The following is a 20666-nucleotide window of genomic DNA, read 5'->3' on the forward strand; positions in this document are numbered from 1 at the left end:
TCATGCGGCATACTAAAAGCGTGCGGATCGGAGTGCTGCTCACGATGGGATTCCTCGAGGTCGAGGCCGCCGGCGTGCTCGAGCTCGTGCGGCTCGTGCGCCGCGCGGGCGGGGCGGTGGAGGCCGTGACCGTGGCGAAGGGACGGCCGGGCCTCGAGGGCGCGGCCGGGGCGGTCTGGACACCCCGGTACGCGGTGGTGGTCCGGCCCGAGCTCGAGGCGCTCGTCATCCCCGGCGGCCAAGGCATGGCCAAGGCCGGGCGGGATCCGGTGCTGGCCGCGTGGCTGCGCGAAGCCTGGCCGGCGTTGGACGCGGTTTTCCTCGGCGCGAACGCGGCGGTGCTCCTCGCGGAGGCGGGCCTCGCGCCCTCCGCGGTGGCCGCCCACCCCCGCGCGCGCCCCGCCCTCGAGGCCCAGCACCTCCGCGTGGTGGAAGCCCCCATTCACCGGGAGGGCCGGGTGGTGAGCACGCGGGGGTACGCCCACCTCCTCCGGGCCCTCGCGGAGTACCTGGAGGCGCGGGGCTTGCCCGCTCGTGAGGCGCTTGTGCACCTGGACCTCCAGTAAACTGAGGCCATGCGTCTCGTTTCGCTGAACGTGGGGCGCGCCCGGTGGTTGGACGGGGTGCGCACCGCGGTTCAGAAACGCCCGGTTTCGGGGCGGGTTTGGCTGGGGCCGGAGGGGCTCGAGGGGGACGAGCAGGCGGACCGCCACCACCACGGGGGAGCGGACCAGGCGGTCTGCGTCCACCCTCTGGAGCACTACGCCTACTGGCGCGAGCGGCTCCTGCGGCCCCTGTACCCCGGGGAGATGGGGGAGAACTTCACCACCATGGGCCTGCTCGAGCCCGAGGTGGTGGTGGGGGAGGTCTGGCGGGTGGGCACGGCCCGCCTTCAGGTCTCGGGCCCGCGTGCCCCGTGCGGCAAGCCCGGAAAGCTCCACGGCGAGCCGCGCCTTGGCGCCTGGATGGAGGCCACCGGGTACACGGGCTGGTATCTTCGCCTGCTCGAGCCGGGCTGGGTGTGGGCCGGCTGCCCCGTGGAGCGTTTGGAGGTGCCCACGCACGGCGTGACGGTGGCCGAGGTGGTGCGCGTGGCCTACCGGGACCGGGAGGACGCCGAGGCCCGCGCGCGGATCGCGCAGCTCCCGGAGCTCGCCGCGCGCTGGCGGGCCCGCCTTGGGGACGGGGGGTAATCCCTGGGTGTATACTGGTCCCTCGTATGGCGGGGCTTGGCATTGGCATCGTGGGGCTTCCCAACGTCGGGAAGTCCACCTTGTTTAACGCGATCACTAAGGCCGGGGCGCTCGCGGCGAACTACCCCTTCGCCACCATCGACAAGAACGTCGGGGTGGTGACCGTGCCCGACGAGCGACTACCCGCACTGCAGCGCGTCTTCGCCAAGGGGGAGCGCGTGCCGCCCGTTGTGCCCACGTACGTGGAGTTCGTGGACATCGCGGGGCTGGTGAAAGGCGCGCACAAAGGGGAGGGGCTCGGCAACCAGTTCCTCGCGAACATCCGCGAGGTCGCCGCGATCGCGCACGTGGTGCGCTGCTTCGAGGACCCGAACGTGGTGCACGTCGCGGGGCGCGTGGACCCCCTGGACGATATCGAGACGATCAACACCGAACTCGCCCTGGCCGACCTCGAGGTCCTCGGCCGCCGCTTGGAGAAGCTTAGCCGGAGCGCGCGGGTGCACAAGGAGGACCGGGCGCTCCTCGAGCTGCTCGAGCCACTCCACGCGCACCTCGCCGAGGGGCGGCCCGTGCGCGCGTACGATCCGGGGGATGAGGAGGCCCTGGCGCGCCTCAAGCGGGCCTACCGGGAGATGGGGCTGATCACCGCGAAGCCCGTGATCTACGTGGCGAACGTGGGGGAGGAGGACCTGCCTGATGGGGCGGGGAACCCGCACGTAGAGGCGGTGCGGGCCTACGCCGCGCGGGAGGGGGCGGAGGTCGTGGTGATCTCCGCGCGGATCGAGGCGGAGCTCTCCGAACTGCCGGAGGCGGAGGCGCGGGAGCTGCTGCAGGAGCTCGGCCTTACGGAGTCCGGGCTGGACCGGCTGGTCAAGACCGGGTACCGCGCCTTGGGCTTGATCACCTTCTTCACCGCGGGGGAGAAGGAGGTGCGCGCCTGGACGATCCGGGAAGGCACCCGGGCGCCCCAGGCCGCGGGCGAGATCCACTCGGACATGGAGCGGGGCTTCATCCGCGCGGAGGTCATCGAGTGGCACAAGCTCGTGGAGGCCGGAGGCTGGGCCCCTGCCCGAGAGAAGGGCTGGGTGCGCACCGAGGGCAAGGAGTACGTGGTGCAGGACGGGGACGTGATGTACATCCTCTTCAACGTCTAGGAAAGGCCCCTTGGCGATGACGTCCCCCGATGCAACGCTACCCATCGGCGTGTTCGACTCCGGCGTGGGCGGCCTGACCGTCCTGCGCGCCCTAAGGGCCGCCCTTCCCGGGGAGGACTTCCTATATTTTGGGGATACCGCGCGCGTACCCTACGGCTCCAAACCGCCCGCGCTGGTGCGGCAGTTCGCCTGGGAGATCAGCGGGTTTTTGCTGCGAAAAGGGGTCAAGGCCATCGTCGTGGCCTGCAACACCGCCTCCAGCGTGGCCCTACCGGACCTCGCGGCGAGCCTCTCGGTTCCGGTCTACGGGGTGCTCGAGCCCGCGGTCGCGGCTGCCCTCCGGGTCGAGGGGCGCGTCGGCCTGATCGGCACCGAGACCACCGTACAAAGCGGGGCTTACCAGGCGCGCCTCGCGCGGGCAGGCCGGGCGGTGTGGGCCAGGCCCTGCCCGCTCTTCGTGCCGCTCGTGGAGGAGGGGTTGTGGGAGGACGGGGTGGCGCGGCTGGTCGTGGCGCACTACCTGAAGGACGCGCCAAAGGACCTTTCCGCCCTGATCCTGGGGTGCACCCACTACCCGTACCTAAAACCCGTGATCGCCGAGGTGCTGCCGGGCGTGCAGCTCATCGACTCGGCCGAGGTGACCGCACGCGTGGTGGCGGAAGGGCTCGAGGCCCGAGGCCTCCGGAACCCGGAGGGCGCGGGCCGGGTGGTGCACTTCGTGACGGGCGACCCGGGGACCTACCGGGTGCTGGCGAACCGGTTGGGGGAGGCCGCGGGCGAGGTGCACAAGGTGGAGCTGGGGGAGTTGTGAGCATGCCGAACGAGGAAGGGGTACACCCATGAACCGGAAGGATGGGCGGGGCCCGCTGGAGATGCGGCCCCTGGTGATCACGCCGAACTACAACGCTTTCGCCGAGGGTTCAGCCCTGGTGGAGCTGGGCCAGACCCGGGTATTGGCCACGGTGAGCATCACCGACGGGGTGCCGCGGCACGTGCACCCGCGCCGCTCGGGCTGGCTGATGTGCGAGTACAGCCTGTTGCCGCGCGCCACCCCCACGCGCACCCAGCGCGAGCGGTTCAAGCTCGGGGGGCGCACGCAGGAGGTGCAGCGGTTTTTGGGGCGCGCCTTCCGCGCCGCGCTGGACCTCAAGGCCCTGGCGGGCAAGACCGTCATCGTGGACGCGGACGTCCTGCAGGCGGACGGCGGCACGCGCGTCGCCTCGATCCTGGGGGGGTACGCGGCCCTCTTCTTGGCCCTCGACCGCATGGTGCGGGACGGCACCCTGGACGACTGGCCCCTCCTCGAGTTCGGGGCGGTCTCCCTGGGGTGGTTTGGCGAGGACCGCGTGCTGCTCGACCTGACCGCGATCGAGGACGAGAACGCCTGGGCGGACCTCACCGTCGTCGCGACGCGCGACGGGGAGCTGATCGAGATTCACGGGGGCGGGGAGGGGCGGCCGGTGCCGCGCGCCGTGTACGAGCGCATGGTCGCGGCGGGCCTCGAGGTCATCCCGAGCCTGGTGGCCGCGGTGCACCGCGCGGTCTCAAAACCGCTATCCTAGTTTTTAGAGGCAGGGTGGAAGATGCGTGTGCTGATAGCGACCTCAAACCCCGGCAAGTTCCAAGAGCTCCGGCAGGGGCTGGAGCCCCTCGGGTGGGCGTGCGTTTCCCTCCTGGACTACCCCTTGAAGATGCCGAAGGAGGAAGGCGCGACTTTCGAGGACAACGCGCTCCTCAAAGCCGCGTTCGCCGCGAAGGAGACCGGCCTCGCGGCCCTCGCGGACGATTCGGGCCTCGAGGTGGACGCGCTGGACGGCGAGCCGGGGGTGTACTCCGCGCGGTATGGCGGGAAGACCACCGATACCGAGCGGAACATCTACCTTCTGGAGCGGCTGCGGGGCGTGCCGCCGGAGCAGCGCACCGCGCGGTTCGTGTGCGTGCTCGCGCTTGCCTACCCGGACGGGCACGTCGAGACCTACCGCGGGGAGGTCGAGGGCCGGATCCTCGAGGCCCCGCGGGGAAGCGGCGGGTTCGGGTACGACCCGCTCTTTTACCTCCCGGAGGCCGGACGCACCTTCGCTGAGATGCCCCCTGAGGAAAAGGCGCGCTACTCGCATCGGGGGCGCGCGCTGCGCGCGCTCATCGAGGCCTACAAGGACGGCCCCCCACCGCGTGAGGTGACCGAGTTGGAATGAAGGTCCTCCGCCCCCATATCGCCGTGTACCGCCTCTTTGACCTGGCCGACGAGATCGCCCTCGAGCGCCTCTCTTCCCCCCGCCTAAAGCTCTCCCGCCCCCGCAGCGGGGCGGTTCACTTCGAGAACCCCCCCACCCAGCTCGACTTGGGCCTGCGCACCCTCGAAGGGTACTCGGGCCCGCTCGTCGCGCGGCTGTATGATTTCGGGGTGGCCGCGCTGAGCTGGCGGGTGTTTCTGGGGGAGGAGGTCGAGTGGGACGCGCTCGTTGAGCAGGCGCTGCGCTTACCGGAGCACCCGGCCCTGGACGGGTTCTTCCTCGCGGAGCTCGAGGGGCTCGAGCGCTACATCGCGCCCGCCTTGCTCCGGCCGCAGGAGGAGCGGATCGAGGAAGAGTTCACCGTCATTCACCTCCTGGGGGTGCGCCCCGCGCGCCCGGCGGGCGAGCTGGTGGCGGCGTTGGACCTGGCCCCGGTGGTGCTGGGGGAGCGCGAGGCGTTCGCGCCTGAGGTGCGGAAGGAACTCTTCCGGTACACCTTCAGCTACTCGGAGGAGGACCTGGCGGTCCTCGGGTTCGACCGGGTGCTGATCGTGGACTCCGAGGGGATCTGGGACGTGGCGGAGCTCGTGGAGTTCGCGCACGCGGAGCTCGTCGAGCTCTCCTACTACGACCGGGTCCTCACCAAGGAGCTCGAGGCGGTCCCGGAGGTTTTGCGCCAGCGCGGGTGGCGGCACTTCGCGCGCTTCGATCGGCTTCGGCGCCGCCTGATGGCCCGCCACGCGGAGATCGCGGACGTGCGGGCCCGCATGGACAGCGCGCTTCGGGTCACGGAGGACCTGTACTACGCCAAGATCTACCGCGCGGCCCTCGAGCTCTACGGTGCGCACGAGATCGAACGCGCGGTCGCGGAGAAGCTCGAGGTCCTCTCCGAAACCTACTCGATGCTCACCGAGGAGATCCACAACATCCGCAGCCAGATCCTGGAGGTCGGGATCCTCACCTTGATCCTGATCGAGGTCATCCGCGCCTTCGTGGCGGACTAGGCGAGGCGGGTGAGGAACGCCTCGAGCGCGGCTTCGTCCGGCACGGGCTGGATGAGGGCCAGGTGCTCCGGTTGAATCTCGAGGCCGGGGCGCAGCCACTCGAGCCACGCCGGGTGCGCGCCGAGGGGTTTCGGGGCTTGCCCTTGGAGCCAGCGGATGTACGCGAGGTTCCACGCGACGGCCAGCTCGGTCAGGGTGCCCACGCCGCCCGGAAGCGCCAGGTACGCGCACCCCAGGTCCACAAGCCGCTCGATGCGCGCGGGCAGGCTCGGGGCGGGGAGCTCCACGTCCACGTGCGGGTTGGGGCCGCCGCGCTCCTTGAAGAGGGCCGGCGCGGTCACGCCGACCACCACCCCACCGGCCTCCTTGACCCCGCGCGACACCGCCTCCATCGCGCCGCCGTACCCCCCGGTCGCCACGCCGAACCCCAGCGTCCCGATCCGGCGGCCCCAGGCGTACGCGACCGCGTACCCGGGATCGCTAGGGGTGAGTTTAGAGGAACCGAACACCGTAACCAATCGCATCGCCTGGATTCTATACGACGCTCCGGCGCGTCCGGGGTAGGCTAGGGGCATGCGCGTGCACCCGAAGGTACGGCAAGCTCTGGATCAAGGCCGGCCGGTCGTGGCCCTCGAGTCCACCGTGATTACGCACGGCCTGCCCCGCCCCGCCAACCTCGAGACCGCCCGCCGCCTTGAGGCGGCGGTGCGCGAGGAGGGCGCGGTGCCCGCCACGATCGGGGTGCTTGCAGGGGAGGTGGTGGTGGGGCTCGAGCCTCGGGAGCTCGAGGCGCTCGCGGCACGCGAGGAGGTGGAGAAGGCGAGCGTGTGGAACCTGCCCGCCCTGTTGGCTCAGGGGCGCTGGGCCGGCACGACCGTCGCGGCGACGAGCCTGCTGGCCTACCGCGCGGGGGTGCGAGTCTTCGCTACTGGAGGGATCGGGGGGGTGCACCCGCACCCTTACGACGAGTCCGCGGACCTTACGGTCCTGAGCCGCACCCCGATCGTGGTGGTGTGCAGTGGCCCCAAGAGCATCCTCGATCTCGGCGCGACCCTGGAGCGGCTCGAGTCGTACGGGGTGGTGGTGGGCGGGTACCGCACGGACCGCCTGCCGGCCTTCCACAGTCCCGACTCGCCGTACGGGCTTCCGGCGCGGTTCGAGGCGGAGATCGAGGTGGCCCGCGCGTTTCGCGCGGCGGCGGCCCTGGGGCTTGGGGGGGCGCTCGTGGTGTTCAACCCCGTATCGGAAGGCATCCCCTTCCCGAAGGTGCTCGCCTGGGTGGAGCGGGCCAACCGCGAGGCGCGCGAGGCGGGGATCGCGGGTAAAGCCCTCACCCCCTTCTTGCTTCGGCGGCTTTCGGAGCTAAGCGGCGGAGAGACGGACCGGGTGAACCTCCGCCTTTTGGAGGAGAACGCGCGCCTCGCAGCGCGGATCGCCCGCACCTTGACCGGCGCGTAGGGCGGGGCCGTTAAAATGGGTAAGTCATGTGCGAACTGGGTGATCGGCTAAGGGCTGCACGCGAGGCGCTGGGGAAGGATCTGGGGGAGTTCTCCCGCGCCTTGGGAATAAAACGGGCGTACCTCGAAGCCCTCGAGGCGTGCCGTTTCGAGGAGTTACCTGAACCAATCCTAGCCAAAGGGTACCTCAGGCGTTACGCGCAGGCGTTGGGGTTGGATCCCGAGGAGCTGGTGGCGCTGTACCCAGCACAGGCCGCGCCGGAACCCTTCCCGCCCGCTTCGCGGCGGCGGAGGGGGTGGGGGGTGGTGCTGGCGCTCGTGCTTTTCGTGGGCGGCGCGGGGGCGGCGCTGTGGTGGTGGCAGGCTTCCCGCGCCACGCCGTCAGGCGAGCCGCAGGTGATCGTGGTGGAGCCCCTTCCCGCACCGGAGCCGGTGCGCTTGCGCGTTTTGGCCCAACCCCCGGACGCGAAGGTCTACCTGGATGGGTTTGCGCTAGGCGCGGCACCGATCGAGCTCGAGGTGGAACCGGGCAAACGGGTGCTTCGGGTGGAGGCCGAGGGGTTCCGTCCCTTTGAGGAGACGGTCGACCTCACGGAGGATCGGGAGCTGGTCGTGAACCTCGAGCCGCTCGCCCCGCCGGAGGAGGTGGTGGAGGCGACCTCCGTGGCTGCGCAGGAGGTTGTGCTGCGTTTCGAGGGGCGCAGCTGGGTGCGGGTCACGACCCCGGAGGGCGAGCGCTTGTTTGAGGGGATCCTCGAGGCAGGCGATGAGCTGAAGTACCCGCTTCCGGTGGTGGTGCGCGTGGGGAACGCCGGAGCCGTGCGGGCGGTGGTGGCTGGCGAGGACCAGGGCTTGATGGGGCGGCGCGGCGAGGTCGTCGAACGCACCTTTGCGCGCCCCAACCCTTAGGCGTATACTTCTCTGGAGTTTGGGAGCGTCCCTGGGAGGGGACCCTAGATGCCGGGAAAGATTGGCTTTGTTAGCTTGGGTTGTCCAAAAGCTTTGGTGGACTCGGAGCAGATCCTGACGCGGCTTCGCGCGGAAGGGTACGAGGTCGCGCCCACGTACGAGGAAGCGGACCTGGTGGTCGTCAACACCTGCGGCTTCATCACGCCGGCGGTAGAGGAGTCCCTGGACGCGATCGGCGAGGCCCTGCGGGAGAACGGGAAGGTCGTGGTGACCGGGTGTTTGGGGGCCCGGCCCGAGGTCATCCAGGCGCGGCACCCCGAGGTCCTCGAGGTGACCGGTCCGGGTGAGGTGGACCGGGTGCTCGAGGCGGTGCACCGCGTCCTGCCGCCGGACGAGAACCCCTTCACCGCCCTGGTACCGCGCGGGGTGAAGCTCACGCCGCGGCACTACGCGTACCTGAAGATCGCCGAGGGGTGCAACCACCGGTGCAGCTTCTGCATCATCCCCAAGCTGCGCGGCCGGCAGCGCTCGCGGGACGCGGGGGAGGTGCTGTACGAGGCGTACCGGCTCGTGAGCACCGGGACGAAGGAGTTGCTGGTGATCGCGCAGGACACCTCGGCGTACGGGGTGGACCTGCAGCACCGCACCTCTGAGTTCCAGGGACGCGCGGTGCGGGCGCACCTCACGGACCTCGTGACCGAACTCGCGGAGATGGGGGCCTGGGTGCGGCTCCACTACGTGTACCCGTACCCTCACGTGGCCGACCTGGTGGCCCTCATGGCCGAGGGCAAGCTCCTGCCGTACCTGGACGTTCCGCTGCAGCACGCGAGCCCGCGCATCCTGCGGGCGATGCGCCGCCCGGGCGGGCCGGAGGCGCATCTCGAAACGATCCGCGCTTGGCGGGAGGTTTGCCCTGAGCTCACGATCCGCTCGACCTTCATCGTGGGCTTCCCGGGAGAGACCGAGGCGGAGTTCGAGCTCCTCTTGGAGTTCCTCGCCGAGGCCCGGCTCGACCGCGTGGGGGCCTTCACCTACTCCGAGGTCGAGGGAGCCGAGGCGAACGCGCTGCCCGGCCGGGTGCCGGAGGAGGTGAAGGCCGAGCGTCTCGAGCGGTTGATGGCCCTGCAGGCCGAGATCAGCCTGGAGAAGAACCGAAAGAAGATCGGGCAGGTCCTTGAGGTGATCGTGGACGAGTACGGGGAGGAGCCCGGCCAGGTGATCGGGCGGACCAAAGGGGACGCGCCCGGGATCGACGGCCGAGTGTACGCCATGACCGACGGCACCGTAAAGATCGGGGATATCATCCGAGTGAAGGTGACGGACGCCAGCACGTACGACCTGTACGGGGACGCGGTGGGGCAGGTGTCCTGGCGGCCCAACGTGCTGATGGTGCAGGGGGCGTGAGGTGTACATCGTCGTTGCTGGTGGTGGGGAGATCGGCTCCTTGATCGCTCGAGCCTTCCACCAAAACCACGACGTGGTCATCATCGACCGCAACCCCGAGGCGCAGGAGCGTTTAAGCACGCTGGATGTTCGTGTGCTGGTAGGGAACGCCACCGACCCCGAGGTGCTACGCGAAGCGGGCGTGGACCACGCGGACGCGTTCATCGCCTGCACCGACGTGGACGAGATCAACCTGATCTCCACGATGCTCGCCAAAGGGCTTGGGGCGGCCCAGGTATTGTGCTTCGTGGGGCGCGCGTACTACGCTGAGGTGCTCACCGACCCGCGCACGATGGAGATCCTCGGCACGCGCATCGACCGGGTGCTCTGGCCCCAGCGTTCCCTCGCCGAGGAGATCCTCGAGGTCATCCTGATTCCCAAGGCGATCGACACCGAGGTCCTCGCGGGCGGGCGGTTGCGCCTCATCGAGTACCTGATCGAGGCGGACGGTCCCTACGCCCACCGTTTCCTGGCCGACATCGAGTGGCCCGAAGGGGTGCTCCTCGTGGGGGTGGTGCGCGGCACGGAGTTCTTCACCCCCGCAGAGGACAGCTTCCGCGACCTGGTGCTCGAGCCGGGCGACCACCTGCTCTTCGTCGCGACGCAGGCGAGCTTCCCCATCCTGCACGCCTACTTCGCCCAGCGCGAGCAGGTGCGCCGCGTGATGATCGTGGGGGGTGGTGCGGTCGGGTACATGATCGCCCGTTCCCTCGAGCGCACCAACGTCGAGATCGTCCTGATCGACCACAACCCCGAGCGTTGCGAGTGGCTCTCGCAGAACCTGTCGAGTTCGCGCGTGCTGGTCCTTCAAGGGGATGGCACGGACCTGAGCCTTCTCGAGTCCGAGGGGATCGAGGAGGTGGACGTGCTCGTGGCGGTGACGGACAACGACGAGAAGAACCTGTTGGTTTCGCTGCTCGCGAAGCAGATGGGGGTGGAGAAGGTCATCACTCGGGTCGGGCGGAGCGAGACGCGCAACCTGTTCGAGCGCGTGGGGGTGGATATCCCTCTCACGCCCCGTCAGGCCGCGGTGCGCGAGGTGATCAACTGGCTGAGCCCCGAGGGGATCGAGCACCTCGCGGTCATCGAGGACAAGCTCGAGCTGCTGGAGGTGACCGTTCCCGAGGCCTTTCACGGCAAGCAGATTCACGAGTGCCAGCTGCCTTTGAAGGCGGTGGTGGTCGCGGTGTTGCGCGGGGTGCAGGTGATCCTTCCGGATGAGATGACCTCGCTCCAGGCGGGGGACCACCTGTTGGTGCTGGTCTCGCGCGAGGCGTCGGAGCGGGTGGGTGAACTGATGCGGTCATGAGCGGCTTCGTCCTGTACGTCCTGGGGGTTTCGTACATCTCGGTGGCGTTGGTCCTGCTAGGGTTCGCGGGGCTGGCGCTTCTTTGGGGGGAGGACCCCCGGGGGTTTGCGTTGGCGGCCGGGGTGGGGCTCGCGTTGGGGGGGGTGTTGCGGGCGCGCGGCACCCCCAAGGCCGAACCCCGGCGGGCGGAGGGGCTGTTCACCGTTGGAGTTCTGTGGATCCTGGTGCCCTTACTGGGAGCAATCCCTTACTGGGTAAGCGGGCACCTCAACTTTCTGGATGCCTTGTTCGAGTCCGTCTCCGGGTTCACCACGACCGGCGCGACGATCCTCGACGATTTCGGGAAGTTCAACAAGAGCCTCTTCCTCTGGCGGGGCCTCACGCAGTGGTTCGGGGGCATCGGGATCATCGTCCTCTTCATCGCGGTGCTGCCGCACTTTGCCGTGGCTGGACGACAGCTGTTTTTTGCGGAGGCCACGGGCGTGCAAAAGGACAAGCTCACCCCGCGCCTCAGGCACACGGCGGAAGCCGTGCTCCGCGTTTACCTGCTGCTCACAGCCCTGGCTGTGCTCGGGTACGCTCTCGCGGGCATGCCGCTCTACGACGCCCTAGCGAACGCGCTCGCGACCGTTCCGGCGGGGGGATTCAGCCCCAGCCCCACGAGTTTTGCGGCCTACCCCGCGGCGGCCCAGTGGGTGGCGGTCCTCTTCATGTACTTTGCCGGGGCGAACTTCCTGCTGATGTACAAGCTGATCTTCGGGCGGGAGATCCGACCGCTGTTGAAAGATCCGGAGTTTAAGGTCTACACCCTCGTGGTCCTGGCGGCCTCCGCCGGGTTTGGGTTTTACCACTTCGTACACCACGATTACGACCTCGAGGCGTCGTTCCGCCACTCCTTCTTCCAGGCCACCTCGATCCTGACCAGTACCGGCTTCGCTTCGGTGGATTACGAGACCTGGGTGGTGCCCGCCCAGATCATCCTCTTCTTCCTGATGTTCATCTCCGGCAGCGCGGGTTCTGCCGCTGGGGGACCTAAGCTCATCCGTTGGCTCGTGGTGTTTGCGCATATGAGCCGGGAGCTTAGGCGGACGCTGCACCCGAACGCGGTGCTACCGCTCCGGACCGGAGGGAAGACGGTCGGGGAGGAGGTGCTGCGCTCGGTTTTCGCTTTCATGGCCTTTTACTTCCTCCTCTTCGGTTTGGGGGTCTTGCTCATCACCACGGCGGAGGGGGATTTCATCGTGGGGTTCACGGCCTCCGCGGCAGCCATCGGAAACGTGGGGCCGGGGCTTGGGTCGGTCGGGCCCATGGGGTCTTACGCAGCCCTCGCGCCGGTGAGCAAACTCGTAATGATCTTCCAGATGTGGGCGGGCCGGATCGAGCTCATCCCGGTGCTGCTCCTCTTTAATCCCGAAACCTGGCGGGCGGTGCGGCGCGGCCGGTAGCCTGTTGGGTGGACACCCGGCGGGGGAACGGTGCGGTAAGCTAGAAGAGTACCCGTGGCGTTGCTTGGTTCGGGAGGGTTGCGTGTGGCGTGAACCCGGTGCGGGAGTCGGGCAGGACACGCCCTGCAACCCGAGCGAAGGGCAAGAAGCGTTCGGGTTGGGAAAGGGGCTATGGAATGACCGAGTACGACGTTAAAGACCTCGATCTCGCCGAGGTAGGGCGTTCGCGCATCGAGTGGGCGGCCCAGGAGATGCCGGTCTTGCGGCAGATCGCGGAGCGTTTCGCGCGGGAACGGCCGTTGGAAGGGATCCGCATCGCGGCGTGCCTGCACGTGACCACCGAGACCGCGAACCTCGTGCGGGCCCTGGTCGCGGGAGGCGCCGAGGTGGTGCTCACCGCGTCCAACCCGCTCTCCACCCAGGACGACGTGGCCGCCGCCTTGGTCAAGTACGACGGGGTTCCGGTCTACGCGATCAAGGGAGAGGATAAGGAAACCTACTACCGGCACCTGCACGCCGCCTTGGATCACCGGCCTCACCTCACCATGGACGACGGCTGCGATCTGGTGACCCTCCTCCACAAGGAACGGCGGGAGGAGCTGCGCGAAGCCTTCGGCGGCACGGAGGAGACCACCACCGGCGTGATCCGCCTGCGGGCCATGGCCGCCGCGGGGGTGCTGGCCTACCCGGTGATCGCAGTGAACGACGCCAAGACCAAGCACCTCTTCGACAATCGGTACGGCACGGGGCAGAGCACCCTGGACGGCATCCTCCGGGCGACCAACGTCCTCCTCGCAGGCAAGACCGTAGTGGTGATCGGGTACGGCTGGTGCGGTCGCGGCATCGCCTCGCGGGCCCGGGGGCTCGGCGCGAACGTGGTGGTTACCGAGGTGGACCCCTTGCGGGCCCTCGAGGCGGTCATGGAGGGGTTTAGCGTCACCTCCATGCGGGAGGCGGCCCGCGTCGGGGACGTGTTCATCACCGCGACGGGCAACCAGCACGTGATCGACCGGGAGCACCTCGAGGTGATGAAGGACGGCGCGATCCTCGCGAACGCAGGGCACTTCAACGTCGAGATCAACATCCCCGCTCTCGAGGCCCTCGCTGTGGAGAAGCGCGAGCCGCGGCCGTTCGTCACCCAGTACCTGCTCGCGGACGGGCGGCGCCTCCACCTTTTGGGGGAGGGGCGGTTGATCAACCTCGCCGCGGCCGAGGGGCACCCCAGCGCGGTGATGGACATGAGCTTCGCGAACCAGGCGCTGTCCGTCGAGTACCTGGTGCGGCACCGGGACGCGCTCGAGCCGCGGGTGTACGGGGTGCCGGAGGAGATCGATCGCCGGGTGGCGCGCCTCAAGCTCGAGGCGATGGGCGTGGCGATCGACGCCCTCACCCCGGAGCAGGAGCGGTACCTGGCCTCTTGGGAAGCGGGGACGTGAGACCGGGCCTTACCGGTTCTACTGGTTCCGGCGGGGACTCGGGGCGCGCTTTGGGGGAACTGAGAGCCAGCTGACCGACACCCCCCACTTGTGACGATATACTCAAGAGCGTGAGCGAGGTCGAGTCCTTCCGCCTAGACCACACCAAAGTCCGCGCGCCTTACGTGCGCCTGGCCGGGAAGAAGCGCACGCCGAGCGGGGACTGGATCGAAAAATACGACCTAAGGCTGGCCCAACCCAACCGGGCCGTGGTGCCCACCGACGCGCTGCACACCCTCGAGCACCTCCTCGCCGGGTACCTGCGCGACCACCTCGAGGGCCTCGTGGACCTCAGCCCCATGGGGTGCCGCACCGGGTTTTACGCGGTGGTGCTGGGCACGCCGGGGACCGAGGCCGTCCGCCAGGCCTTTGAGGCGGCGCTGCGCGACGTGATCGAGCACACGGGCGCGGTGCCGGGCGCAAGCGCGCTGGAGTGCGGCAACTACCGGGACCATAACCTCAAGGCGGCCCAGGAATGGGCCCGGAGGGTACTGGACCAGGGCCTCATCGTGCAGGAGACCGTCGAGATCCAATGATCGCGCTGTTCGCTGCGGAAGGGGCGGAGGCCCAGGCCCTGGTGGAGCGGCTGGTTGAGCCGAAACGGATCGAGGGACCCTGGGTGGCGCACCGCGGCCGCTTGGCCGGGGTGGAGGCGCTGGTGGTCGAGACCGGTGTGGGGAAGGCCGCGGCGGCGGCGGCGGTGGGGTATGTGGCCGCGCGGTTCGCGCCGGAAGGCGCGATCTGGGGTGGCGTGGCGGGGGCGCTGGACCCTGCGCTCGAGCCGGGCAGCGTGCTGATCGCGCGGGACGCGGTGCAGTGGGATGTGGACATCACCGCGTTCGGCCGCGCGCCGGGGGAGCTCGCGACCGGGGAGCGCTTCGTTCAGGCGGACCCGGAGCTGACCGCGCGGCTGGAGGAAGCCGCGCGGGCGCTGGGGATTAAGGTGCGCGTGGGGCGGGTGGCGAGCGCGGACGCGTTTCTTGCGGATCCCGCACGGGCCCGCTGGGTGCGGGAGGCGTTCGCCGCGGACGCGGTCGAGATGGAAGGAGCGGCGGCGCTATGGGCGGCGCGGCGGTTGAGGTTGCCCATGGCCTTGGTGCGCGTGGTGACCGACGGGGCGGACGACAGCGCGCCGGGGTCCTTTGAGCGCTTTTTGGAGGAGGCGTCAACCCGCATGGCCCGTTTGCTCGAGGCCACCCTTCGCCGGGGTGTGCTCGAGCGTGTATAATACGTTGGCCGCGTTCGCGGCGGGGGTGCGGGATGAACGTGAAGCTCTTTGCCGGGAACGCTAACCGCCCGCTGGCAGCTGCGATCGCTCAGGCGCTGGGGGTGCCTTTGGGGGAGGCGCTCGTGGAGCGCTTCCCGGATGGGGAGGTGCGCTTGCGCTTGGGGGAGAGCGTGCGCGGGGCGGACGTGTACGTCATCCAACCCACCTCACCCCCGGTGAACGACCACTTGATGGAGCTGCTGCTCTTCGCGGACGCGCTGCGCAGGAGTTCCGCGAGTCGGATTAACGCCGTGATCCCGTACTTCGGGTACGCCCGCCAGGACAAGCAGAATCACGGGCGGGAGCCGGTGAGCGCCAAACTGGTAGCGGACCTGATCGAACGGGCGGGGTATCACCGCGTGATCGCGGTGGACCTGCACGCCCCGCAGATCCAGGGGTTTTTTAACATCCCGGTGGACCACCTCTCGGCGGTGCGCTTGATGGCCGAGTACCTCAAGCGGGAGGGACTGCACGAGGATGCGGTCGTGGTGAGCCCGGACGCGGGGCGTGCCGAGACGGCGCGGAAGCTGGCGAACCTCCTCGGGTTGGACATGGCCATGCTGGCCAAGCGGCGCACCGGCCCGACCGAGACGGAGGTCACCTACGTCATCGGTGAGGTGCGGGGGAAACGCCCCTTGCTCCTGGACGATATCGTCTCCACTGGGGGAACGATACGCCGGGCGGTGGAGGCGCTGGTGGAGGCGGGGGCGAGACCTGAGGCGGTGGTGATGGCGACCCACTCGGTGCTGGTGGGCGACGCGCGGCGGAACCTGGCCCACCCGGCGATCGCCCGGGTGGTCTTCACCGACACGATTCACCTGGAGGACCGGTCGGGGTGCACGGTGCTTTCGATCGCTCCCCTGTTGGCGAACGCCATCCGGCGGGTGCACACCCACCAGTCGGTCAGCGCGTTGATGTAAATTGGTGAGTTGTTTGAGGAGGAAGAGATGGAATACCGGCTGAAGGCCTACACCCGAGAGAACGAGAACCCCAAGCAGCTGCGCGCCCAGGGTAAGCTCCCCGGTGTGCTGTACAACAAGGAGATCAACCGGAAGATCTACGTCGAGCTGAACGAGTTCGATAAGGTCTTCCGGAAAGCCTCGATCCACCACGTCATCACCCTCGAGCTGCCCGACGGAACCACGTACGACACGCTGGTGCGCCAGCTGAACCTGGACAAGCGCCGCCGCCGTCCCGAGCACGTGGACTTTTTCGTCCTCTCCGACGAGCCGGTCGAGATGTACGTCCCGCTGAAGTTCGTGGGGACGGCCGAAGGGGTGCGCTTGGGTGGGGTGCTCGAGCAGGTGCTGCACGACGTGCTGGTGCGGGTGGCACCGCGGAACATCCCCGAGTTCATCGAGGTGGATGTCTCGGGCCTGGGGATCGGCCAGTCGCTGCACTTGGCGGACATCACGCTGCCCGAGGGCGTGGAGCTCGCCATGAGCCCGGAGGAGACGGTGGTGACGGTGGTGCCGCCGGAGGACGTGGAGGCCCTCGAGGCCGCCGAGGTGACGGAAGGCGAGATGGAGGAGCCCGAGGTCATCCGGCGCGGCAAGGCCGAGGAGGCCGAGGAGTAACGGCCCGCTTGCGCTGGAACTTGGGGAGGCTGGGGGTGCGGGCTGGCCCCTGGCCTCTGGCGTTATGGACGCGTTTTTGATCGTTGGACTCGGGAATCCGGGGCCGCGCTACGCGCGGACGCGGCACAACGTGGGGTTCATGATCCTGGACCGCTTGGACCAGGACCTTGGCTTGGACTGGCGCACGCGGGGGAACGCCCTCGTAGCGCGTTGGGGGGCGGGTTGGTTGATGAAGCCCCTGACCTACATGAACCTTTCCGGTGAGGCGGTCGCGCCGTTCGTGCGGTACTACCGGATTCCCCTGGCGCGCCTGCTGGTGGTGCACGATGACCTGGACCTGCCCTTGGGGCGCTTGCGTTTTCGCGCCCGGGGGTCGAGTGGCGGGCAACGCGGGGTGGCCTCGATCATCGCGCATTTGGGGAGCGAGGCCTTTCCCCGGTTGAAGGTAGGGATCGGCCGGCCGCCCGCGGGCTGGTCCGCACCGGACTGGGTGCTCTCGCCCTTTAATCCGGAGGAACTCCCTCTGGTGACACGGGTCGTGGACCGGGCGGCGGAGGGGGTGCGGGTCTGGCTCGAGGAGGGGCTGGCGCGGGCGCAGCAGCGCTATAACGGGCTGGACCTGGCCCAGGAGGCTGACCTGGACGTGTAGTATTATAAGCAATATGAGTAAATTACGTATATTACTCATCGCCGGGGGGCGTTCGGGGGAGCACGAGGTCTCCCTCGCCTCGGCGCGGGGGGTGTTGGAGGCCATGCCCCACCCCACCGACCTCGCGGTGATCGCGAAGGACGGGCGGTGGCTTACGGGAACTGCCGCCCGGGCGGCGCTCGAGGCGGGCCGGGCGCAGCGCGGCGAGCACCCCTTCCCGCCGCCCCTTTCCTGGCATCGTTACGACGTGGCCTTCCCCTTGCTGCACGGCCGTTGGGGGGAGGACGGCACGATCCAGGGGTTTTTGGAGATGCTGGGGCTGCCCTACGTAGGAGCCGGGGTGGGGGCCGCCGCGCTATGCATGGACAAGGAGCTTACGAAACGCACCCTGGCGCACGCGGGCATCCCCGTGGTGCCTTGGGTGAGCCTGTGGCGAGGCGAGGGCCTGCCCGAGCTGCCCTTTTCCCCGCCGTACTTCGTCAAGCCCGCGAACACTGGCTCGTCCGTAGGGATCTCCAAGGTGCGCACCCGCGAGGCGCTCGGACCGGCCCTCGAGGAGGCCTTCCGCTGGGACGACCGGGTCCTGGTGGAGCAGGGGCTGGAGGGGGTGCGCGAGCTCGAGGTGGCCCTTTTGGGCAACGTGACGGCCGAGGCGAGCGTGGTGGGGGAGGTCCGTTACCAGAGCGAGTTCTACGATTACGCGACCAAGTACACCCCGGGACGGGCCGAGCTCCTGATTCCCGCGCCTGTAGACGCGGACGTGGCGCGCCGCCTTCAGGAGGTCGCCCGGACGGCCTACCGCCTTCTCGGGGTGCGCGGCCTGGCGCGCGTGGACTTCTTCCTCGCCCCGGATGGGGCGCTCTACCTCAACGAGCTCAACACCATGCCCGGGTTCACCCCGACGAGCATGTACCCCAAGCTCTGGCAGGCCTCGGGGCTGGAGTACGAAGCGTTGCTCGAGCGGCTCGTACGCCTCGCGCTTGAGTGAGCCCCGAGACCTTTCGCGTGCGCGAAAGTGCGTCTTTTGGGGCGAGCACCGCACCCTAGAGGCGGTAGAATCAGGGCGTTGCTGCCTTACACGCTCCGGCGGGAAGGCCGTGCGGGTGGGTGTGGCGCGCGTGCTGGTGCAATCGCCTCTCCTGGACGGGCTGACCAACCACCTGGATCCCCAGTACCAGTTCGCGGCTCCCCATGCCGATTGGGTAGGACGGCTTGAAGACGGTTGGGTTACGGCTGGAGGAGAGGCTGCCTCTGGAGTGGCTCGAGCGGGTGCCGTAGCGCTGGGGCCCGTTGTGTAGTGCGGGAGGTGAGCTGTAGTGTACGTGGTGATGAACCGGATCTACGTGAACCCCGAGTACCGGGAGGCTTTCGAGGCGCGGTTTCAGGGCCGGGCGCGGGAGATCGATCGGATGCCGGGGTTTATCCGGAACCTCGTGTTGCGTCCCGACCGGCCGGGGGCGCCTTACGTCGTCATGACCTTCTGGCGCTCCAAGCAGGACTTCGAGGCGTGGGTGGACTCGGAGGCTTTCCGGAAGGGGCACGCCCGGAGCGGCACCCTGCCCAAGGAGGCCTTTTCGCGCCGGAACGAGCTCGAGACCTTCGAGGCCTTCCTGGACAGCGAGGCGTAAACCCAAGAAGGCGCGGGCGGCCTCGAGGCCGCCCGCGCGCGTAGCGGGCCGGGGGTCAGGCTTCCGCTTCGGGGGTGGGGGCTTCCTGCCCGGTGGTTTCGCGCGCTTCGGCTAGAATCTCCCGCACGCGGTCCCCGGGGATGGTCTCCCGTTCCAGGAGCTCCTCGGCGATCCGATGCATGGCCGGTGCGTGGGCCTCCAGGATGTCCCGGGCGCGCTGGTAGGCCTCGTCCAGGATCTTGCGGATGTCCTGGTCCACCAGGCGCGCGGTCTCCTCGGAGTGGTCCTTCTTGCGGGCGATCTCTTCACCCAGGAAGACCGGGCCGCTGTCCGAGCCCCACGCGATGTGCTGGAAGTGCTCGCCCATTCCCCAGTCCAGCACCATGCGCTTTGCGATCTGGGTGGCCCGCTTGAAGTCGTCCGCCGCACCCGTGGTGACCGTACCGGTAAAGAGCTCCTCCGCGGCGCGTCCGCCCATGATGACCGCGAGCTCGTCCATCAGGTGCTCCTTGGAGACCAGGACCCGTTCCTCGGGGCGGGCCCACCGCACGCCGAGCGCCATCCCGCGCGGCACGATCGAGACCTTTGCGGTCTTGTCCGCGTGCGGCAGCACCTCGCTCACCACCGCGTGCCCCGCCTCGTGGTAGGCCACAGCCCGCCGCTCCTCAGGGGATAGCTTGAGCGTGCCCCGCTCGAGGCCCAGGACGATCTTGTCCAGCGCGGTGAGGAAGTGATCCCGCCGGATCTTTTGGGCGTTCTCCCGCGCGGCTTGGAGCGCGGCCTCGTTCACCAGGTTCTTGAGGTCCGCGCCGGAGAAGCCCGAGGTCATGTGCGCGAGCTCCTCTACGTCCACATCGTTTTCGATGGGTTTGTTACGCATGTGTACCTTGAGGATCTCCCGGCGTTCTTCTTGGCTGGGCAGGCCCACCACGACCTGCCGGTCGAACCGGCCGGGGCGCAAAAGGGCGGGGTCGAGGATATCGGGGCGGTTGGTCGCGGCCATGACGATGACCGAGGTGTCCTTCTCGAACCCGTCCATCTCCGAGAGGATCTGGTTCAGGGTCTGCTCGCGCTCGTCGTGCCCTCCGCCGATCCCCGCGCCGCGCTTGCGCCCGATCGAGTCCAGCTCGTCGATGAAGATGATCGCGGGGGCGTTTTTACGGGCCTCGTCGAATAAGGTACGCACGCGGCTGGCGCCCACCCCGACGAACATCTCCATGAACTCGGAGGCGCTTACGGAAAAGAACGGCACCCCGGCCTCCCCGGCCACCGCCCGGGCCAGCAGGGTCTTTCCGGTACCGGGCGGGCCCACGAGGAGCACGCCCTTAGGGATCTCCGCGCCGATCGCGATGTACTTCTGCGGGTTCTTCAGGAAGTCCACGACCTCCATAAGTTCGCGCTTGACCTCCTCGTGCCCCGCCACGTCCCTGAACGTCGTGGGCACGCGCTTCTCCCGCCCGTACACGCGCGCGCGGGACTGACCGAACTGCATGACCTGTCCCGCCCCGCCTTGGCTGCGCATGAAGAAGTACCAGAAGAACGCGATCAACAGCAAGGTGGGCGCGAAGTAGATCAAGAACTGAGGCCAGAACGAAGGACTTTTGATCGCGACCTGCACCCCGTTTTCCTCGAGGAAGTTCAGCAGATCCGGGTCCCCTACCTGGGGTGGCGGCAAGGTCACCACGAACCGCTTGGTGGTTGTGGTCGTGCCTCCGCGCTCGAGGCGCTCCGGGGTCTTGAAGACCCCCACGATCCGGGTGTCCTCGACCACCACCTCAGCGACTTTACCTTCGGCCACGAAGCGCCTGAACTCGGTATACGTAAGCTTGGGCTGCGTGCTCCCGTTGACCGCGGTGAACAGCCAGTAGCCGAGAATCACCAGCAGAACGATGGTCCACGGGTTGATGCGATTCGGCAACATC

At 68.7% G+C, this 20666-nt stretch carries 22 protein-coding genes; 20 read left to right on the top strand and 2 right to left on the bottom strand.

Annotated elements, in window-relative coordinates; translation table 11 throughout:
* Window positions 1-2: 2 nt before the first annotated feature.
* Genes MARKY_RS01925 through MARKY_RS01955 form a run of 7 tightly spaced genes read left to right on the top strand, consistent with a single transcriptional unit; the run spans window position 3 to window position 5585 of the window.
* Window positions 3-566, top strand: coding sequence for a DJ-1/PfpI family protein (locus MARKY_RS01925; protein WP_013703187.1), 564 nt, complete (start codon window positions 3-5; stop codon window positions 564-566).
* 9 nt (window positions 567-575) lie between these two features.
* A complete protein-coding gene (locus tag MARKY_RS01930; RefSeq protein ID WP_013703188.1) occupies window positions 576-1193 on the top strand; it encodes an MOSC domain-containing protein in 618 nt (205 codons plus the stop codon).
* Window positions 1194-1219: 26 nt separating this feature from the next.
* The gene (ychF, locus tag MARKY_RS01935; protein ID WP_013703189.1) at window positions 1220-2347 is read left to right on the top strand and encodes a redox-regulated ATPase YchF; all 1128 of its coding nucleotides are present in this window, start codon (window positions 1220-1222) and stop codon (window positions 2345-2347) included.
* 16 nt (window positions 2348-2363) lie between these two features.
* Window positions 2364-3158, top strand: a complete 795-nt coding sequence (gene murI / locus MARKY_RS01940; RefSeq protein WP_013703190.1) for a glutamate racemase — start codon at window positions 2364-2366, stop codon at window positions 3156-3158.
* A gap of 28 nt (window positions 3159-3186) precedes the next feature.
* Window positions 3187-3909, top strand: a complete 723-nt coding sequence (gene rph, locus MARKY_RS01945; RefSeq protein WP_013703191.1) for a ribonuclease PH — start codon at window positions 3187-3189, stop codon at window positions 3907-3909.
* 21 nt (window positions 3910-3930) lie between these two features.
* The gene (locus tag MARKY_RS01950) at window positions 3931-4542 is read left to right on the top strand and encodes an XTP/dITP diphosphatase (protein ID WP_013703192.1); all 612 of its coding nucleotides are present in this window, start codon (window positions 3931-3933) and stop codon (window positions 4540-4542) included.
* Window positions 4539-5585, top strand: coding sequence for an RMD1 family protein (locus MARKY_RS01955; RefSeq protein ID WP_013703193.1), 1047 nt, complete (start codon window positions 4539-4541; stop codon window positions 5583-5585). Before MARKY_RS01950 ends, MARKY_RS01955 begins: the two co-directional genes overlap by 4 nt.
* Here MARKY_RS01955 and MARKY_RS01960 read toward each other — a convergent pair.
* Window positions 5582-6109, bottom strand: coding sequence for an LOG family protein (locus tag MARKY_RS01960; protein ID WP_013703194.1), 528 nt, complete (start codon window positions 6107-6109; stop codon window positions 5582-5584). The two genes, MARKY_RS01955 and MARKY_RS01960, sit on opposite strands and share 4 nt — an antisense overlap.
* A 49-nt stretch (window positions 6110-6158) precedes the next feature.
* On the opposite strand from MARKY_RS01960, the gene MARKY_RS01965 reads away from it, so the two are divergent.
* The 13 genes from MARKY_RS01965 to MARKY_RS02025 all read left to right on the top strand — a co-directional run bounded on the left by MARKY_RS01965 (window position 6159) and on the right by MARKY_RS02025 (window position 18744).
* Window positions 6159-7043 carry a pseudouridine-5'-phosphate glycosidase gene (locus MARKY_RS01965; RefSeq protein ID WP_013703195.1) on the top strand — a complete coding sequence of 295 codons (885 nt, stop codon included), beginning with the start codon at window positions 6159-6161 and terminating at the stop codon, window positions 7041-7043.
* A 26-nt stretch (window positions 7044-7069) separates the two neighbouring features.
* Window positions 7070-7951 carry a helix-turn-helix domain-containing protein gene (locus MARKY_RS01970; RefSeq protein ID WP_013703196.1) on the top strand — a complete coding sequence of 294 codons (882 nt, stop codon included), beginning with the start codon at window positions 7070-7072 and terminating at the stop codon, window positions 7949-7951.
* Window positions 7952-7999: 48 nt separating this feature from the next.
* Window positions 8000-9355: a 30S ribosomal protein S12 methylthiotransferase RimO gene (gene rimO, locus MARKY_RS01975; protein ID WP_013703197.1), complete on the top strand. Its 1356-nt coding sequence runs from the start codon at window positions 8000-8002 to the stop codon at window positions 9353-9355.
* Between the two features lies 1 nt (window position 9356).
* Window positions 9357-10703 (top strand): Trk system potassium transporter TrkA, encoded by a 1347-nt coding sequence (trkA, locus tag MARKY_RS01980; RefSeq protein ID WP_013703198.1) that lies wholly within the window; start codon window positions 9357-9359, stop codon window positions 10701-10703.
* Window positions 10700-12148 (top strand): TrkH family potassium uptake protein, encoded by a 1449-nt coding sequence (locus tag MARKY_RS01985; RefSeq protein WP_013703199.1) that lies wholly within the window; start codon window positions 10700-10702, stop codon window positions 12146-12148. Before trkA ends, MARKY_RS01985 begins: the two co-directional genes overlap by 4 nt.
* Before the next feature lie 176 nt (window positions 12149-12324).
* Complete coding sequence (gene ahcY / locus MARKY_RS01990) at window positions 12325-13584, top strand: adenosylhomocysteinase (protein WP_013703200.1); 1260 nt, start codon at window positions 12325-12327, stop codon at window positions 13582-13584.
* Window positions 13585-13694: 110 nt separating this feature from the next.
* The gene (locus MARKY_RS01995) at window positions 13695-14159 is read left to right on the top strand and encodes an S-ribosylhomocysteine lyase (protein WP_013703201.1); all 465 of its coding nucleotides are present in this window, start codon (window positions 13695-13697) and stop codon (window positions 14157-14159) included.
* Window positions 14156-14851: a 5'-methylthioadenosine/adenosylhomocysteine nucleosidase gene (locus MARKY_RS02000; RefSeq protein ID WP_013703202.1), complete on the top strand. Its 696-nt coding sequence runs from the start codon at window positions 14156-14158 to the stop codon at window positions 14849-14851. Before MARKY_RS01995 ends, MARKY_RS02000 begins: the two co-directional genes overlap by 4 nt.
* A 32-nt stretch (window positions 14852-14883) precedes the next feature.
* Window positions 14884-15810: a ribose-phosphate diphosphokinase gene (locus tag MARKY_RS02005; protein WP_013703203.1), complete on the top strand. Its 927-nt coding sequence runs from the start codon at window positions 14884-14886 to the stop codon at window positions 15808-15810.
* Window positions 15811-15837: 27 nt separating this feature from the next.
* Complete coding sequence (locus MARKY_RS02010) at window positions 15838-16467, top strand: 50S ribosomal protein L25 (RefSeq protein ID WP_013703204.1); 630 nt, start codon at window positions 15838-15840, stop codon at window positions 16465-16467.
* 64 nt (window positions 16468-16531) lie between these two features.
* On the top strand, window positions 16532-17116 hold the full coding sequence (gene pth, locus MARKY_RS02015; RefSeq protein WP_013703205.1) for an aminoacyl-tRNA hydrolase: 585 nt from the start codon (window positions 16532-16534) through the stop codon (window positions 17114-17116).
* Between the two features lie 13 nt (window positions 17117-17129).
* Complete coding sequence (locus tag MARKY_RS02020; RefSeq protein WP_013703206.1) at window positions 17130-18104, top strand: D-alanine--D-alanine ligase family protein; 975 nt, start codon at window positions 17130-17132, stop codon at window positions 18102-18104.
* Window positions 18105-18432: 328 nt separating this feature from the next.
* Window positions 18433-18744 (top strand): antibiotic biosynthesis monooxygenase family protein, encoded by a 312-nt coding sequence (locus MARKY_RS02025; protein ID WP_013703207.1) that lies wholly within the window; start codon window positions 18433-18435, stop codon window positions 18742-18744.
* Window positions 18745-18799: 55 nt separating this feature from the next.
* Here MARKY_RS02025 and ftsH read toward each other — a convergent pair whose 3' ends face one another.
* On the bottom strand, window positions 18800-20662 hold the full coding sequence (ftsH, locus tag MARKY_RS02030; protein WP_052297193.1) for an ATP-dependent zinc metalloprotease FtsH: 1863 nt from the start codon (window positions 20660-20662) through the stop codon (window positions 18800-18802).
* Window positions 20663-20666 lie beyond the last annotated feature (4 nt).

It is taken from the genome of Marinithermus hydrothermalis DSM 14884, assembly GCF_000195335.1.
Taxonomy (GTDB): Bacteria; Deinococcota; Deinococci; order Deinococcales; family Marinithermaceae; genus Marinithermus; species Marinithermus hydrothermalis.